Origin of the sequence: Limosilactobacillus sp. DJ3M12, assembly GCF_947381695.1 — a bacterium.
GTDB classification, from domain to species: domain Bacteria; phylum Bacillota; class Bacilli; order Lactobacillales; family Lactobacillaceae; genus Limosilactobacillus; species Limosilactobacillus kinnaridis.
Genome location: NZ_CANCWY010000004.1, coordinates 85,707 through 102,925, shown reverse-complemented (window position 1 = coordinate 102,925; position 17,219 = coordinate 85,707). Strand labels below are relative to the sequence as shown.

16 protein-coding genes and 1 pseudogene are annotated in these 17,219 nt (G+C 38.1%); 7 read left to right on the top strand and 10 right to left on the bottom strand.

Going from position 1 to position 17,219, the window contains the following annotated elements; genetic code table 11:
- Positions 1-5 precede the first annotated feature (5 nt).
- Complete coding sequence (locus tag QOS06_RS04320) at positions 6-848, bottom strand: aldo/keto reductase (RefSeq protein ID WP_003669840.1); 843 nt, start codon at positions 846-848, stop codon at positions 6-8.
- A gap of 79 nt (positions 849-927) precedes the next feature.
- Here QOS06_RS04320 and QOS06_RS04315 point away from each other — a divergent pair, with 79 nt between their 5' ends.
- The 7 genes from QOS06_RS04315 (at position 928) to QOS06_RS04285 (ending at position 7,690) form a co-directional block, all read left to right on the top strand.
- The gene (locus QOS06_RS04315; RefSeq protein ID WP_283595552.1) at positions 928-1,647 is read left to right on the top strand and encodes a response regulator transcription factor; all 720 of its coding nucleotides are present in this window, start codon (positions 928-930) and stop codon (positions 1,645-1,647) included.
- On the top strand, positions 1,640-2,620 hold the full coding sequence (locus tag QOS06_RS04310) for a sensor histidine kinase (RefSeq protein ID WP_152700075.1): 981 nt from the start codon (positions 1,640-1,642) through the stop codon (positions 2,618-2,620). Before QOS06_RS04315 ends, QOS06_RS04310 begins: the two co-directional genes overlap by 8 nt.
- A gap of 112 nt (positions 2,621-2,732) precedes the next feature.
- On the top strand, positions 2,733-3,488 hold the full coding sequence (locus tag QOS06_RS04305; RefSeq protein ID WP_078009855.1) for an ABC transporter ATP-binding protein: 756 nt from the start codon (positions 2,733-2,735) through the stop codon (positions 3,486-3,488).
- The gene (locus tag QOS06_RS04300; protein WP_078009854.1) at positions 3,488-5,416 is read left to right on the top strand and encodes an ABC transporter permease; all 1,929 of its coding nucleotides are present in this window, start codon (positions 3,488-3,490) and stop codon (positions 5,414-5,416) included. Before QOS06_RS04305 ends, QOS06_RS04300 begins: the two co-directional genes overlap by 1 nt.
- Before the next feature lie 241 nt (positions 5,417-5,657).
- Positions 5,658-6,485, top strand: a complete 828-nt coding sequence (locus tag QOS06_RS04295; protein ID WP_085678545.1) for a homoserine O-acetyltransferase/O-succinyltransferase family protein — start codon at positions 5,658-5,660, stop codon at positions 6,483-6,485.
- A 5-nt stretch (positions 6,486-6,490) separates the two neighbouring features.
- Entirely contained in the window at positions 6,491-7,414 is a 924-nt protein-coding gene (gene cysK / locus QOS06_RS04290; RefSeq protein ID WP_085678542.1) for a cysteine synthase A, read from the top strand.
- Positions 7,415-7,528: 114 nt separating this feature from the next.
- Positions 7,529-7,690 (top strand): MerR family DNA-binding transcriptional regulator, encoded by a 162-nt coding sequence (locus QOS06_RS04285; RefSeq protein ID WP_224758123.1) that lies wholly within the window; start codon positions 7,529-7,531, stop codon positions 7,688-7,690.
- Between the two features lie 719 nt (positions 7,691-8,409).
- Here the strand turns inward: QOS06_RS04285 and cls are convergent.
- The 9 genes and pseudogenes from cls to QOS06_RS04235 form a co-directional block, all read right to left on the bottom strand.
- The gene (cls, locus tag QOS06_RS04280; protein WP_085678539.1) at positions 8,410-9,903 is read right to left on the bottom strand and encodes a cardiolipin synthase; all 1,494 of its coding nucleotides are present in this window, start codon (positions 9,901-9,903) and stop codon (positions 8,410-8,412) included.
- A gap of 75 nt (positions 9,904-9,978) precedes the next feature.
- Complete coding sequence (locus QOS06_RS04275; RefSeq protein ID WP_273779942.1) at positions 9,979-11,139, bottom strand: MFS transporter; 1,161 nt, start codon at positions 11,137-11,139, stop codon at positions 9,979-9,981.
- A 100-nt stretch (positions 11,140-11,239) separates the two neighbouring features.
- The gene (locus tag QOS06_RS04270; protein WP_085678531.1) at positions 11,240-11,743 is read right to left on the bottom strand and encodes an O-acetyl-ADP-ribose deacetylase; all 504 of its coding nucleotides are present in this window, start codon (positions 11,741-11,743) and stop codon (positions 11,240-11,242) included.
- A pseudogene (locus QOS06_RS11110) lies at positions 11,743-12,366 on the bottom strand (helix-turn-helix domain-containing protein). The gene QOS06_RS04270 and the pseudogene QOS06_RS11110 overlap by 1 nt, the downstream one beginning before the upstream one ends.
- Before the next feature lie 143 nt (positions 12,367-12,509).
- A complete protein-coding gene (locus QOS06_RS04255) occupies positions 12,510-14,414 on the bottom strand; it encodes a M13 family metallopeptidase (protein ID WP_085678528.1) in 1,905 nt (634 codons plus the stop codon).
- 73 nt (positions 14,415-14,487) lie between these two features.
- Positions 14,488-14,781: a hypothetical protein gene (locus tag QOS06_RS04250; RefSeq protein WP_085678526.1), complete on the bottom strand. Its 294-nt coding sequence runs from the start codon at positions 14,779-14,781 to the stop codon at positions 14,488-14,490.
- 3 nt (positions 14,782-14,784) lie between these two features.
- Positions 14,785-15,864, bottom strand: a complete 1,080-nt coding sequence (locus QOS06_RS04245) for a vWA domain-containing protein (RefSeq protein WP_283595554.1) — start codon at positions 15,862-15,864, stop codon at positions 14,785-14,787.
- A 24-nt stretch (positions 15,865-15,888) separates the two neighbouring features.
- Positions 15,889-16,077 (bottom strand): hypothetical protein, encoded by a 189-nt coding sequence (locus QOS06_RS04240; protein ID WP_283595547.1) that lies wholly within the window; start codon positions 16,075-16,077, stop codon positions 15,889-15,891.
- Positions 16,074-17,219 (bottom strand): AAA family ATPase, encoded by a 1,146-nt coding sequence (locus tag QOS06_RS04235; RefSeq protein ID WP_003669817.1) that lies wholly within the window; start codon positions 17,217-17,219, stop codon positions 16,074-16,076. The genes QOS06_RS04240 and QOS06_RS04235 overlap by 4 nt, the downstream gene beginning before the upstream one ends.

Sequence of the window (17,219 nt, the reverse complement as noted above, 5' to 3'; positions counted from 1 at the left end):
TTTGTTTAATATTGTTTATTGTATTCATAAACTAATTCTGGTTCACGACCAGTACGATGATAAGCATTTAATGCATCTATCTGTGCCATTTCTTGGGCGTTAAGTTCAAAATTGTAAATATCAGCGTTTTGGGCAATTCTCTCTTCATGAACTGACTTGGGAATAAAAGAAACACCATTCTGGAGATGCCACCGCAGTATAATTTGCGCAGTAGATTTATTATGAGCAGCAGCAATATCTTTTAATACTGGTTCATTGAGAACTGCTCCTCGCCCTAATGGACTCCAGGCTTGCGTTACTATTTGATGTTGACGATTAAATTCTAATAGTGGTTTTTGTGTTAATAGCGGATGCAACTCAATTTGATCAACAACTGGCATTTCATTTGCTTGGGTTGCCAAATATTGAAGATGAATCATTTGGTAATTACTTACACCAATTGACCTAGTAAGCCCTTCCTTTTTCATTTCTTCAAAAGCTCGCCAGGTGTCAAAAAATGATCGTTCAATTGGCCAGTGAACAAGCAACAAATCAACGTAATCCATTTGTAATTTACGTAAGGATTCTTTGACAGATTCAATGGCCTTATCGTAACCTTGATTTTCTTCTGCCACTTTAGTTGTCACAAAAATATTATCGCGCGGAATGGCTAATTGCTTAAAAGCCGTCCCCACTTCTTGCTCATTTCCGTATAACTGAGCCGTATCAAAAAGCCGATACCCATCTTCATATGCCTTTTTGACTGCTTGATTCATTGTCGCTTGGCCATCTACCTTATAAAGGCCAAAACCTTCTTGAGGCATTTCATTTCCATCGGCAAGAGTTAATAGGTTGTCCTTAATATCCATTGAAAATCACTTCCTTTCCTTATCTTTAATCAGTAACTGAGGATTGTCAATATCGAAATTTTCCTTTCTGAACAAACTAATGTATGATGAGTTTAAATCTATTTACGGGGAAACAATTATGGCTAAAATATTTATCGCTGAAGATAATCCTGATATTATCCATTCCACAACTCAAGAATTAAATAAATGGCAACACGATGTTATCACAGTTAACGACTGGAAAAACGTTGCAAATGAAATTCTTGCTACAAGCCCAGATCTGGTCTTATTTGATATTACCCTCCTGACGTTCGATGGCTTTTATTGGATTCAAGAGGTTCGTAAACATAGTCAAGTGCCGATTATAGTTATTTCTGCGGCTGAAATTGATACCAATGTCATGCATGCAGTGGCCGCGGGGGCAGATGATTATATTATGAAGCCATTTGCGATGACGGTGCTTTTAGCTAAAATTCAAGCTTTATTACGGCGGAATAAGCAAACGACTGACGCAGAAGAAATAATGTGGGATCATAATTCATTCAATCCCCTTACTAATATTCTTATGAACGAAAACGGTACTGCCCAGCTCACTCCAACTGAAGGTGCTATGCTCCAAGTTTTACTCAGTCACCGTAATAAAACCGTTTCTAAGGAGCAATTACTTCAATGGTTATGGCAAGGTGGCAAATACCTTAATGAGAACACCCTTAACGTTAATATTAGTCGGTTAAGAACTAAGCTAAGCACAATTGGTTTACGGCAATGTATTCACACAGAACGTGGCCTTGGCTATCGATTGGTGGAAAACAATGAATAAACGTTATTTTAAATTATTTTGGCGTTCAATCCTTCTTCCTACTATTGGCTATCTTTTTCTCTTAGGTCTGGTTGGGCTTTTAGTAATTTTATATAATCTCCCAACTGTTTTTTGGGGCGATGTGATTCGCTTTTCTCTTCCCTTTTTTATAGTATGGCTTATCGGTAGTGGTGCAATTAAATATTATCGATTGCGCCATTTAAATATTTCTCAGCTCGATAAATTCACTCCTACCAATATGACTGAGGGAAAACTTGTTGAACTATTGCAAGATGAACAAGCAAAAAACATTGACACAATTCGACAGTTACAAGCAACTCAGCATGAACAACTTGACCACCTTGAATTATTTACTCATGAAATTAAAAACTATTTGACTAGTCTTAATGCCGCGGCAGAAAATTCACCAACTGTCGCAAGTACAGAAGTAAAAAAGAATATCCACCAAGCTAACTATTATCTCAATTTGTTGTTAAATGACGAACGACTAGCGATTAATAATCATGATTACAATTTTCAATGGATCGATATTGCCAACTTAATTAATAATATTTTGCAACAAAATTCTGCGGTCTTCATTCATAAACAATTGATTCCAGAATTAACCGGCTTGGACGGAATTAAAGTTCTCACTGATCGTAAATGGTTGCATTTTTGCATTGAACAACTACTTTCAAACGCAATCAAATACTCATCCCCTAATAGTACAATTAATATTTCCTGGGAAATGAATTCTTTGCGGATCGCTGACCATGGATGCGGCATCTCAATGAATGATCTTCCGCGAATCTTTGATAATGGTTTTACCGGGAAAAACGGGCACCGAACAACTGCTGCTACCGGGATGGGATTGTACCTTGTTAAAAAAGTTACTGAATACTTAAATTTCAAGGTTAGCATCTCATCAGTTCAATCCCAGGGAACGACAGCGATTCTATCTTTCTTACCAGATAATATCAGATCATCAAACTAATTCTTACAAAACTGTAAGGTTCTGTACACTTCCGTAAGTAGGAAGTTGCACAGAACCTTTTTATAATTAAGACATAATCAAAACAAGTTCTCTACCAGAAAGGAAAATTACTATGACATTATTAAATCTTCAACACGTTCAACGCGTCTATAATCGTAACTCTGCCAATCCAGTAATGGCCTTAAAAGATATTACCTTTAAAGTTGAAGAGGGAGAGTATGTTGCAATTATGGGAGAATCTGGTGCTGGTAAAAGTACCTTATTAAATATAATTGCAACTTTAGAACAAGCTACTAACGGACAAGCAATCCTTAATGGCCAAGATCTCCGGCAGCTTTCCAAGGACGACGCAGCACGATATCGACGGGAACACCTCGGCTTTGTTTTCCAGCATTTTAACTTACTTGATAGTCTCTCAAATCGCGACAACATTTACTTACCACTTGTTCTAGCAAAAACTCCGGTTGCAACGATGGAAGAACGGATTAAGCCTTTAATTGATCGCTTACGTATTAATAAAATTATTGACCGTTTTCCAAGTGAGATTTCTGGAGGACAGCAACAAAGAATTGCCATTGCACGGGCGTTATTTACCCATCCTGACCTCCTTCTCGCTGACGAACCTACTGGAGCTCTAGATTCGAACACCAGTAACGAAATTCTTGAGCTCTTTGATGAAGTTAATGCTAACGGTCAAACAATTATTATGGTTACGCACAGTGCCGCGGCTGCTAGTCATGCTAAGCGCACACTCTTCATTAAGGATGGACGAATCTATCATGAACTCTATCGTGGTGATCTTTCCCTTAAAGACTACCAACAACAAATTAATCAGACAATGATGACTTTAACGAATGGCGGTGAATAATGATGCTCTTTCTCAAACTGATTAATTCGAGTTTTAAGCGTAATCTTAAAGTTTACGTCCCTTACCTCATCTCAATGACAATGCTAGTCGCTATTAACTATATTTTTAAGGCAGTTGAAATTAATCGCAGTCTTAAAGATTTACCAAGTGCGACAGTTACTAAAGCATTAATGCAAACAGGATCAACTTTTATTATCCTTGTAACACTTGCGTTTATGATCTACGTCAATCGTTTCTTATGGCAACAGCGTCAACAAGAAATGGGTCTTTATAGTATGCTGGGGATGACGAGACATAACTTACAAGTGCTAACAGTCATTGAAAAGTGCTATCTTTTAGTAATTAGTCTTTTTCTCGGGACTTTATTTGGTATTATTTTTGATCGCCTCGCTTTTCTTGGCTTTGCTCATCTCTTGCAAATTGATCATTTATCTCAACCTTGGATTGAATGGGGCGCTGTGATAAATACAATCGTCATCATTGGCGGCTTTTTCTTAATTTTAATGGTCATTGATCTGATCAAACTATTTCAGCTAAATCCAAACGAATTATACCACCCCCAACAAACTAAAATCGCGCGTCATGGTAAGTTCTTTACTTTTGCCGGACTTTTGGGTGTTGCAGTCCTTGCCTACGCCTATTATCTTACAATTACAGTTAAACCGCGGATATCTGCTTTAACAACATTCATGACTGCCGTCTTCTTAGTTGTGATTGGAACATACCTCATTTTTATTGCTGGTAGCATCATTGTCCTTAAACTCCTGCAAAAAAACAAAGGATATTACTATCGCCCTCGCCACTTTATCGCGGTTTCCGGAATGTTACAACGGATGGAACAAAATGGTGCTAGTCTTGCAACGATTTGTTTACTCTGTAGCTCTGTCCTTGTAATTTTATTTACATCTTTAACTATGTATGCCGGCATTAATGATACGGTTAATTCTTATGCCCCACGCGACCTTACAATTATCACCTCGCAGAAACTTACTGCACAACAAGAATCGACCATCAATTCTGTTGCCAAAAAACACCATGCTCAACTTAATAAGCCTGTTACCTTTACAACGAGCGCTCCGCAATACGGATATTGGGAAAATAATCGTTTCATCAACCAGGGTAATTTAGAGAATATGACTAATCAAACTACCAATACAGTCATTACCATGTCGACAGCAACTTATAATCAGATTACGGATAAACATGTTAAATTAGCAGCAAATAAGGCCTTAATTTATTCCCCTGCTAAAGAGCATCGCGGTGCTTTACAGATTGGTACACAAAAATACCAAGCTACTCCTATCTATGACTTTCACTACTATTTCAATCCAAGTCACGCGATTTATTCGCCAATTTTTATAATCACAAATATGCTTCCGGCAAACACTACCACAATTAACTTCACAGGAATTAATTATCACTTAAATGGTAGTAAGAAAGCTCATCTTAACTTTGAAAATGACCTTCAAGCCCAGCTTCACTTGCCAAACCAAGTATATTCTTCCCGGACAAACCTTCGTAGTCAATTGACCAGTCTCTATGGCGGAATCGTCTTTTTAGGAATTCTCATTAGCTTTGCCCTAGGAATCACGACAACTGTTGTAATTTACTTTAAACAAATTACTGAAGGTTATGAAGATCAATATCGTTTCAAGACGATGCAACAAGTTGGTTTAAGCGAGAAAGAAACAACCAAGAGTATTCATAGTCAAGTATTGATGGTCTTTATGTTGCCAGTAGTTGGTGCAATAATTAACCTTTGCTTTGCGATCCCTGCAATTCGGCAAATTCTAATTCAATTTAATTTCTATAATGTTCGATTGATGATAATAATTGCCGTCTCAATTACCTTTATCCTCCTATGCCTCTACTTTGCTATTTACGGACTTACTACCAGGATGTATCGTAAAATCGTTGAGCAAGGTTAAGTACTACAAATTGACATTTCTTATTTTAACGGTTACACTTTAATTACTATAAATAAGTGTGACCGATAAAATAAGGAGATGTCGTTCATGATTCTTATTAACACCACCATCATAGAAAAAATTACAAGCTGTTGCTAAACTACTCACGACAGATTAGACTGCCCTTATTTAGGCGTGGTTAATCTACGGTATTGCTTAGTGACAGTTTTTAATTTGGTTTAGATTATATCGAGGTGATTTCATGACGGCAGATCCATTAAGAATAGGAATTCTTAACTTAATGCATGACAAAGTAGATACTCAACTGCGATTTACAAAAGTACTTTCTGAGGGATCCTACAATGTTGATGTACAATACTTTTACCCTCAAACACACTATACTTCTCGCCCTGTCCCTGACATTGTTCAAGAGATTTCCCAGCCTTTAGATTTTAAACAAGTTGCCACAATGGATGCTTTTATTATCACTGGCGCGCCAATCGAACAACTCACATTTGAAGAAATTACATATCTTGATGAGATTCATCAATTGATTGACGTATTAGTTGCCAATAACATTCCACAACTTTACATTTGCTGGGGCGCGATGGCAGCTGCTAACTATCTTTATGATATTCCAAAATTTCAATTACCTGAAAAAATTTTTGGAGTCTTCCACAATTATTTGCGCGCGCAAGCTCCCCTCTTAAAAGGATTACCTGATGGTTTTCTTGCTCCCCATGCTCGTTATGCCGAACTCGATATTGACAAGATTATGAAAGATTCACGATTAGTTATTAATGCTGTGACCAAAAATAACTTCTTATTCTCGTTCCGCGCTCGAGAAAAGAACCAATACTTTCTTTTCTCCCATCTTGAATACGGAAAGGATGCCCTTTTAAAGGAATACTTACGAGAGCGGAATGCTAATCCCGGTGTTGAGTATATCAAGCCGCAAAACTACTTTCGCGATCCGCTTCATATGAAAGATCCTGAATTTAGCTGGGCAACTACCCAACGAGTATTCTTTGATAATTGGCTTCATTCAGTTGCGGATCACATAGCTACACAACAATTTGTAAAGGAGTAATTAATATGACGAAAATCACTAATTCAATCGTAAATTTAATCGGTAATACTCCGATTGTTAAGTTAAATCGCGTTGTTCCTGAAGATGCAGCAGACGTTTATGTAAAACTTGAATTCTTTAATCCTGGTGGTTCAATTAAGGATCGGATTGCCCTTGTCATGATTGAAGAAGCTGAAAAAGCTGGTAAATTACAAGCAGGTGGCACTATTGTTGAACCAACCTCTGGAAACACTGGTGTTGGCCTAGCCATGGTTGCCGCTGCCAAGGGATACCATCTTGTCATCACCATGCCAGAAACAATGAGTGTTGAACGCCGGAAACTCATGCAAGGTTATGGAGCCGAACTTATTCTTACTCCCGGTGCCGACGGAATGAAGGGTGCAATTGCAAAAGCAGAAGAACTAGTTAAAGAAAAAGGCTACTTTATGCCAATGCAATTTGATAATCCAGCAAATCCAGCAATTCATGAAGAAACTACAGGAAAAGAAATTCTTGAAGCATTTGGCGATGATATTCCTGACGCCTTTGTTGCTGGTGTTGGTACTGGAGGAACACTTACCGGGGTGGGTCATGCATTGAAAAAAGCTAATCCTAATGTCCAAATTTATGCTCTTGAACCAGCAGAATCTCCAGTATTAAAAGAAGGAAAAGGTGGCAAGCACAAAATTCAAGGGATCAGTGCTGGCTTTATCCCGAAAGTTCTTGATACTGATGTTTACAACGGAATCCTTGAAATTAAGAGCGATGACGCTATTACGATGGCACGTGAAGTTGGTCATCAAGAAGGAATTCTTGTTGGTATCTCAGCTGGTGCTAATATCAAAGGTGCGATTGAAGTCGCCAAAAAGCTTGGTAAGGGTAAGCAAGTTATTACTGTTGCTCCCGATGGCGGTGACCGTTACCTTTCAACAGAATTGTTTAATTACTAAAAATTTAAAAAGGAAAGAGACTAAGATATTTTTAATCTAATTTCTTTCCTTTTTCCTATTGACCGCGACCTTACGTCATTAGCTACACTTGATAGTATGAAAGGAGTGGTCAATATGTATACGACTGGTCAATTAGCAAAAAAATGTAATGTTTCAATCAGGACAATCCAATACTATGACCGCCGTGGGTTGCTTCATGCTAAACGAACTGAAAACGGATTGCGCCATTATAATTATCAAGACCTTAAACAACTTCAAGAAGGGACTGTGACATAAGTTAAGTTACTTTCATAAAAAGCAAATACGCAGTACAACAATGGCCTCTAACGTCCGGCAAAACCGAACGTTAAAGGCCTATTGTTGCTTGCGGGGGCTCGAAAACGAAGTCACAAGTGACTTTTGTCTCGCTCCCTCAGCTTAAAAGATATTCAACAGATTATTAATGACACTGACAACAATATTCTAAAAAGCCTAATTGTTAACCAACGAAGAAAACTCAAGCAGGAAATTAAAGACGCTTCAGAACAATTAGCAAGTCTATCTCAATTAGAAACTTTTTTGAATAAACATTCTGATTTCCCAGGAAATATCAGTCAAAGTATTTTTGACAAGATCAAGAAAACAAAGAAGTTAAAACAGTTACGAATTAAATTATTGCTTATTGGTATCAGTATCGACTTCATTCTTTGGGGTAGCATTCTTTACTTTCTTTTTTATCAAGGAAATTTGATATGGTTATTATTAGGAATTCTTATTACAGTTGCTTTAACTTGGTATATTGCTATAAATTATTACCATCATACTTGCTATATTTGTCCTCATTGTTTTCATAAGTTTAGGGTGTCGCTTAGTAAATGGCTTTTTGCCCGTCATACTCCTAATACAAGATATCTTACCTGTGACAAGTGTTCACAAAAAAATTATTGTATTGAAGAATATTATTAACAAAAATGACCAAGGCGCAAAATTGCTAAACCTTGGTCATTTTTTGCATTTTATAGTATTGGTGAAAGCAAGCGAGAAAAGTATTGCTTGAATTTCCGCCACTTTGACTGATTAGCAAAATACTCAGGAGTAAGTAACGTACTCTTTTTCATGTCATTTTCAAAGTCTTGCTTTAACTGCGCTGTTAGTTTTTCATTATACGCAAATGCATTGACTTCAAAATTAAGTCTAAAACTACGGTAATCCATATTTGCCGAACCAACAGAAGCAATGTTGCTCCCACTAACCATCGTCTTTGAATGAATAAAGCCATTATCGTACTTGTAAACTTTTACCCCGTTGTTCACTAAGTATTTAGCATAATATTCCGTTGCCCGATAAACAAATGGATGATCAGGCATGCATGGGATCATAATTCGGACGTCAATTCCACTTCTTGCGGCAATTACTAATGCTTCCAGCACTGAATCTTCTGGAATAAGGTATGGCGATTGAATATAAACATATTTTCGTGCCGAACTAATAATTGATTCATATCCCCGTCTAATCGAATAATTTTCATTATCCGGCCCAGAAGATACGATTTGCATTGGGACCTCATCTGGATCGCTATCTGGTGCAACCAGTTCAAAATTCTTAAATTCTTTTTCAAGGTCAATTTTCTTTTTATGAGTTTTTCGACAGGTTGTATTCCAGTCCATTGCAAACCGCACTGTCATCATCATCGTTGCTTGTCCGACGACACGGAGGTGGGTATCACGCCAATAACCAAACTTAGGATCTTCGCCAAGGTATTGATCACCGATATTGAATCCACCAATGTAACCAATCTTGCCATCGATAATAGCTAGTTTACGGTGAAGATGATAATTTAACCGTGGCGTTTGAAAATAAGCTTTGGCAGCAGCAATAAACGCTTGCGCTTCTCCACCTAATTCTTCTAAATGCTTAAAAAATTTGAAAGTAGTTCCATGAGACCCACTTAAATCATAGAGAACACGGACTTTTACTCCTCGTGCAGCTGCATCTTCTAAGGCTGCCAACACCCGCTTCCCTAGATTATCAGCATAAAAGGAATAGTATTCAATATATACATGATCAGTTGCATGATTTATATCGTCAATTAACTTATCAAACTTCTTTTTACCATCAATAAATACGTGAACTTTATTATTAAAGGTTACTACTGAATCATTTAAACTCAAAAAAAGGTTAACCAACTGACGATCACGCGACAACCGGCTTCCTTTTGGCATTAATTCATGTTCTTCACTTAATTTTCGTTGTTTTTCAAGATATTTAGTCCGTAATTGTTTTTGCTCATCTTGAATACTAAATATCTCATCATGGGATAATTGTCGTCCCACAAAAAGATATAGGATAAATCCAACTACTGGCAAAATAGTTAAGACTAATAGCCATGCCCAAGTTGATGCAATATCCCGACGACTACGAAAAACAGTCCATACTGCAAAAGCAATGTTAATCAACCATAGGACTTCAATAATGCGGCGAATAACATCCCATGTCCAAACAATATCCATAATTTAATAATCTCCCTAGTTGTATTACTGATTCATTATAGCCATTATTTGCTTACTTTTCAGCAGGTTCAGAGATTATTTTCGGTAAAAACGACGAAGGGCAAAAGATAATCCGATCGCTAAAAGTCCGTACACTGCACCTACATAGCCAAGCATCGTTAAATTAGCAAAGTTAACAGTAGTAGAAGCCGTAAAGGATCCAAGTGAAATCCCAACATTAGCAAAAATTGAAATTAATGATGTTGCTAAAGCTAATGACTGCGGATATTCTTTTTCTGCCACACTAATAAATACCAGTTGGATAGTTGTTCCATATATAATTACAACGACACAAAGAGTTGCTAGAACAAGCATTCCTGTAATCTTATTTCCCAATGCAATCCCAAGAATAAGATTTAATATTGTCATGAGAATAAAGACAAATGGTAATTTTTGAACCCCATTGTGACTCGCAACGATTCCAGCAATTTCGTTACCAATAATACTCATTACCCCTAAAAGAAGCAGCAGCCAATTTAAACTAGTTAAGCTAAAGTCCATCACAGTAGTAATTAGCGGCCGGACATAAGTATAGAAAGTATACTGGAGACTTAAGACCGCCACCGTGATTCCAATCCCTAATAAAACACGGTGATCTTTTAATAGCGCTAATTGTTCTAAAATGCTCCCTTTAATTTGAGGTGTATCACGAGGAGTAAGCCAAGCTAACAATGCAAACACAATTAATGTTAATCCTGAAATGATCCAAAAACTATCGTGCCAGGAAAGTAATGTTGCGATGGTTGTACCAAGCGGAACCCCAATGACCGACGCAATACTAAAACCTGCACCGACCCACGCTAGAACCATTGGCCGCTTGTCCATTGGTGTAATTATACTAACTAGCAAGTTAATTAATGAAATAATGGTTCCAGCAACAGCGGCAGTAATAATTCGCGCAAATAGGAGCCAGCCAAGTGTTGGTGCCATCGCAGTTAAAGTATTACCCACAAAAAAGATAGTCATTAATAGCATAAGAAGCTTATATCGATTCCAATTACTAGTTAAGGTAGTAATAATTGGCGTACTAATCGCATAGACTCCTGCAAAAGCTGTCACCAAAAAACCAACTGTGGAAAGTGGAACATGATAACTCCGTGCAATATCTGATAAAACGCCCACAACCATAAACTCATTACATCCCAGCATAAATGCAACAAGAATAAAAGTGAACGATCGCAATTTAGCGTGCTTCACAATAAACCTCCTTTTAAAACAAAAAATTTTCTGGAAAAAGTCAATCCAGAAAATTATAAACGTTTAACAATTAATTTCCAATAGTTTTGAACTATTTAGCTTAATAAGGTTGTGAGTGATAAGCAGCAAAGGTTTTATCATCAAAGCAAACCATCGTTACTTGATCAACATAATTAGCAGTAGGGAGAAAATCTTTAATCGTCTTAATCGCAATTTTTGCTGCCCTTTCAAGCGGGAAAGCATATACCCCTGTACTGATGGAAGGAAAGGCAACCGTCCGACATAAATGTTTATCAGCCAACAGTAAACTATTGTGATAAGAATTGGCTAACAATTGATCTTCACCATTATCACCACCATGCCAAATCGGTCCAGGCGTGTGAATAATAAACTTGGCTGGCAAGTTAAAGCCGCCAGTTAGCCGCGCTTCTCCCGTTGGACATCCATGAAATTTTTCACAGGCGCCATATAACGCTGGGCCAGCTGCTCGATGAATCGCACCATCGACACCACCGCCACCCATTAAAGTTGTATTAGCGGCATTAACAATTGCATCAACTTTTATTTTGGTAATATCTCCCTTGATTACGTTAATTTGCGGCATTATTTAGCCCTTCTTTCTTTAAATTGCGGAAATAACCAGACAATACAAGTTAAACATAACGCTACCAATACATTTCCTGTTAACGCGCCGAAGATATATCCAATTCCATTGTCATTTATTGGGACATTGACCGGAAATGTTAATCTTACTTCTAATAGCGTTATAATCAGCCACGTTATCTAAAATCCAGGCTTATTTTTTATTTTAGACCAGTCAGCATAACTGACTAATATAATAAAACCGGAAACAATAACAAAAGAAATAATCGTAAATACCGGTTTTGGTAAGTAATTACTTAAAAAAGGTAAAATTGGTTTTAGTACTATAACTACAGCACCAATAATATTCAAAAAATAACAAAGAACAAAAATTTTATCTACTCGTTTGTTCATAGTGTGCTCTTCTTTATAGTTATTTATCATCTCATGATCCTCCCGTAATAAATCATCCAAACTAACATGGTAGAGGTCACTTATTTGAACCAACATAAAAATATCAGGATAACTTCAACCATTTTCCCAACTAGAAATTGTTTTACGTGAGATCAACAATCGTTCTGCTACATCCTGCTGAGTCCATCCTTTTTGATAACGATATAATTTCATTTTATCGGCAAATTTCAATAAGTTCTCCTACCTTCAATTAAATTTATTTCCCGGGAAATTAACTATGCTTAAGCTTTACCGAAGAAGGCGATATTTGTCACGCTAAGAATCATAGCAAACAAAAAGGCTGGAGAAACTTCCAACCTTCTGTAAATCTTAAATTACCAAATATGAACCCGATCTTCTGGCGCCCGGTACATTTCATCGCTAGGCTTAATGTCAAATGCTGTGTAGAAGTCATCGAGATTTTCTGCTTGAATATTAGCACGTAATTTTTGCGGTGCATGGACATCAATTGAAAGCAGTAATTGCATGTATTGTTCCGTTGCTTTCATTCGCCAAATAGTTGCCCAGTTAATAAAGAATTCTTGGGCATTGAAGTCAGCTTCAGTTTTTGCTGCTTCAAGTGCACAACTAAGGCCTCCTGCATCGGCAATATTTTCAGAAACCGTGAGCTTCCCGTTTACCTTTTGCCCAGCAAATGGGATCCCATCAAATTCTTCAATCATCTTTTGGGCTAATTGCTTAAAGTGTGCAGAATCTTCATCTGTCCACCAATTATTAAGATTTCCAAACTCATCAAATAATGACCCGTTATTGTCAAAGGCGTGGGAAATTTCATGAGCGATTACTGCGCCAATCCCACCATAATTTTGGCTGCTGCTTTGTTTCAACGAGTAGAACGGTGCCTGTAGGATTGCAGCTGGGAATACAATGATATTCTTAAATGGGTGATAGTAAGCATTAACTGTGGCCGCACTCATTTCCCATCGCATCCGATCAACAGGTTTATTCCAACGACTGAATAGTTCTTTATTAGCCGTCACTGTTAATTGATTTAGGTTTGCAATCAATGATTCCTCTTCATCAACCTTAAATTGATCATAGAGAGCAGGAATCTTATCTGGATACCCAACTTGAATGCCCAGTTTATCAAGCTTGAGGATAGCCTTATCACGGGTATCCTTACTAAGCCATTGGTTATTGGTCAAGCGTCCTTTATAGACTTTAATCATTTGCTCAACCATGTGGTGAACGTCTGCTTTGGCTTGTGGTCCAAAGTACTTCTTCCCATAATAATCCCCAGCTACTTGACTAAACATGTCGCGGGCAAGATAAAACGCAAATTTACGTTGGCTAACTGGTTTCTTGCTTCCAGAAAGTGCCCGACCATAACGTCCATTGATTTCACGCATTTCATCATCAAGGTAACTGGCATTTTCGCGGATGACACGAATTAATGCCCAGTTTTTAAAGAGTTCAAAATTATCTTGTAAGATCTTATTCAGGGACTTAAAGTATTCCGGTTCTGTCACAATTATTTTTTCCGGTTCTTCCCCAACTAACTGCTTAATTATTGCCGCAATATCAAGTTGATCAGTGGCACTAGCTAGTTCTGCAACCGTTTGTGGATTATACATCTTACTATAATCAGCCGCTTCTTCTGCACTTTTTACATTTGGCGCAAGAAGGGCATCGAATTTGATTGCATCATCAATAATCTTTTTTGCTTCTTCTTTGCTATACCCCAACTTATCCATCAAGGCTTCCACCATTGAAGACCATAATTGGAGTAATTGATCGTGCTGAGCCTTCTTTTCTGCTTCATAGTAGCTCTTATCAGGCAAAATAAGCGATGGTGATGAGGCAAATAAAGCATAAACAGTCGCATTCTTCATATCAGCGTCAATATCAAAACTAATCGGTGAAGGCATCCCTGCTAAAATCCAGTTCTTCCATTGAGATTGGTAATCTTCATATGAATTAAGATTTTCTACACTTGCCAACATCCGTTTAAGCGGTTGTGGGCCAACTTTCTTACGCCAATCAAACTTTTTAGCGAGGCGATATAGTTTAATCATTTCGTTAAAACGCGAATCCTCAGACTTTTCCTTCCCTTCTGCATAGGCATCAAAGTCATCCATCAGTTGCTTGTCAATGTCATCAACAAGGTCATTGAAGCCCCCGGTAGCTGGTTTATCATCAGGAATCTTCGCCGTCTTTAGCCATTCCCCGTTTACTGCTTCGTATAAGTCGTCTTTAATTAGTTCGTTATTCACTGCCATGTGCAGGGCCTCCTTAAAAGGTTACATTACTTACTATTATACTATGCCTACTAGAAATTCACGTAAATTTGCTTCAATCTAAAAAAGGACTTAATAAAGTTTTCCGTGCACTTTCTGAAAACCATGAGTCATGTTGCATCAGTAATTGATTTACTTCCTGGTAATTACTTAAGTCAACCTTTCCTTTAATTAATCCAGCAATTTGGAGCTGCCGAGCAAATTGAACATCTGCGGACTGGAGAAAGTTGCGAAAAATCGGCTGTTCATCTGGATCCCACCGCTTATTAAGAAGACCAATTGCCCGCTCATATTCTTTGCTATGGGTAAGTACCTTTTGCATGGCCTGTGGATTTAAAATTGTTGTCATCAATTATCCCCTCATTTCTAATACTCTTCCCGGTGGCTCTTTTACTGATAATTGATTAGCCTTTGTCATCATTAGCCAATAAACATTTTGATAATGATAATTATTGATTCTTTCCTCTCCCCACCCATCAGTAATAATAATAATTATGCGATTTCGTTTAGTTAGATGGTGTTGATGGAGATAGTCAAAAATACACTGAAAACTTGTACCCCCGCCACCTGTTCGTCTAAAATCAAGTTTTTTACCATCATGTAGTTTTTGTTTGGTGGTCACCCGGGCATCAAACGAATAAACATTAGCTGTCAGTTTTGTTTTCTTAAGCATCTTTTCAAGTGTCGTTAGTGTTTGAACGATTTCTTGATCGGTGACCGATCCGGAATTATCAACAAAAATGTCAATGGCTGGATCCAATCTCGTAACTTTGCCAGGCAAATCCATTCGTAATGGTTGCCGGCGATTAAAGCGAGCATGCGAATTAACTTGTCCTCGTGCAATCAACCCAAACTGATGCCTAAAAACCTGCCGCCAATCAACTATTTTAGTTTTTTGGACTTTCTGTAGCTGTGATCTTACATTTCCTGGTAACAAACCGCGATCTCGTTGCGGGGTTTGCCTCCAGGAACGATTCAAAATCTGCTTAATATTCGCTAAGCGCACGACCTGATTGCTGATCTGCTGACTTGTCTTAGATTCCTGCCAGCCGTTATGAGTATCAGCTATTTTAACCTCATCTGCCGTTGCATTTTCCTCTTGTTTACCACCATTCAATTTAAGACCTGGCTGATGTAATTTTTCTTGCTGTTCAGCAGGCAGCTGTTCTAATATATTGAGATAATCCTGCGAATCTAATTTTGGCATTAGTTTTTGACGAAGAGCTTTCTCCAATTGGCTAAGGGTTACTGTTCCCTGAGGTGGCTCAGTTAAATACTGATTTACCGCTACATCAGTTGCAATCTGGACTAAATCTTGATGAGGATAAGAAGCATAACGTAATGGATGCATCCAGATAAGATGAAGGGCTTCATGTTCTAATAAGCTTTGAAGTTCATCATTACGAACGTTCGCTAACTTTTCTGGATTAATAACCAGTACAAGGCGATTGTCTTCTCACCTCAATCCCATCATTGCGGGTAACTGTAAATCATTCTCTCGTGGAAGTTGTAATAACACTTCTCCGAAAAGGCGCTGTTTTTGAAGGATGATAATAATTGCCTCCCTAATCCGTTGCGCAGATGTCACATGATTATTGCTTCCATCATTTTGATGTAACCGTGCTAGAAAGTCACCTAAACTCATCGATTATCACCACTCGTCGCAACTTCCGCAAAATATTGATAAAGTTGCGCTACAGAGCCTTGGGGATGTTTAATGGCTTGCTCATACATTACTTGCAAGAGGTCGACGAAATCCTCACCAACTGTTTGAACAATCGCATACTGCCCATCTTCACTGACTAATTGGAGATACTTAATAAATAGAGCTGCCTCTTCTTCAGATGCTAGCTTAGGACTTAGCCATGAACGTAATACTTGAATTTTGGTTGCTTCATCAGCATTTTCAAACTGCTCCTTGCCATCTTTAGCGTCTTTCAAGGTTGCCACTGTAAGCTCTTGCCCCTGTGCAAGGACAAACTGAGCAAAGGCCACCCCTACTTCATCACCTAAGTCACCACTAAATATATCAGCAGCAAGTTCTTTTTGCATTTTCTGGTCTAACGCCTGTAATTGATCAAGATTGCGAGAAACTCTTTCCCAAGCACGTGGCGTGGGAGCCAAATCTTCATTGTTCGGATCAACAACTAATAATTGTTCAGGATATTGCGTAAGATAGGCGGAAACAAGGTCATTAATTCCGGTTGCTTGGGCCCATTTTAACCATTCCGCCGTTGAACTCGTCATTACTAAACGAACTGTCCGATCTTTAATTGCAGCATCCCCAGTCGCAACACCATATTCACGATCAGTAAATCCTGTCATCGTAGAATCAGGATTTTCCGCAATAATGATCCGTACTGCGGAAGGCAAACGCAAAGCATTAATCTTTCGTTGAAGGACAAGGTTCATTAGTTCACTTTGAACAGCTTGCGTTCCACGATTAAATTCATCTAAAAACCAAATAATTGATTGATTAGGATGGGCTTCGGCATACTTAATAATGCTAATTAAAGTTTCAGAGTAACCGAATTGTACATTTGCAAGACGACCATAATTCTTCGTTTCAACAAAAGATTCACTGGTCAAGGGGGGAACCGGAATTGCAAGGTCTCCTTTTTCGCTTAAGCTGACAACCGTAGTAAATAATGCCGCATTCAGATTAGCAGCAATTTCACGAACTAAAGCAGATTTACCGATCCCCGCATCCCCGACAATATTCGGAACACTACCCGCATCGAGAACAACGGGAACTGCCGTTAATAGTTGTTGATAAGTTAGCGCCAT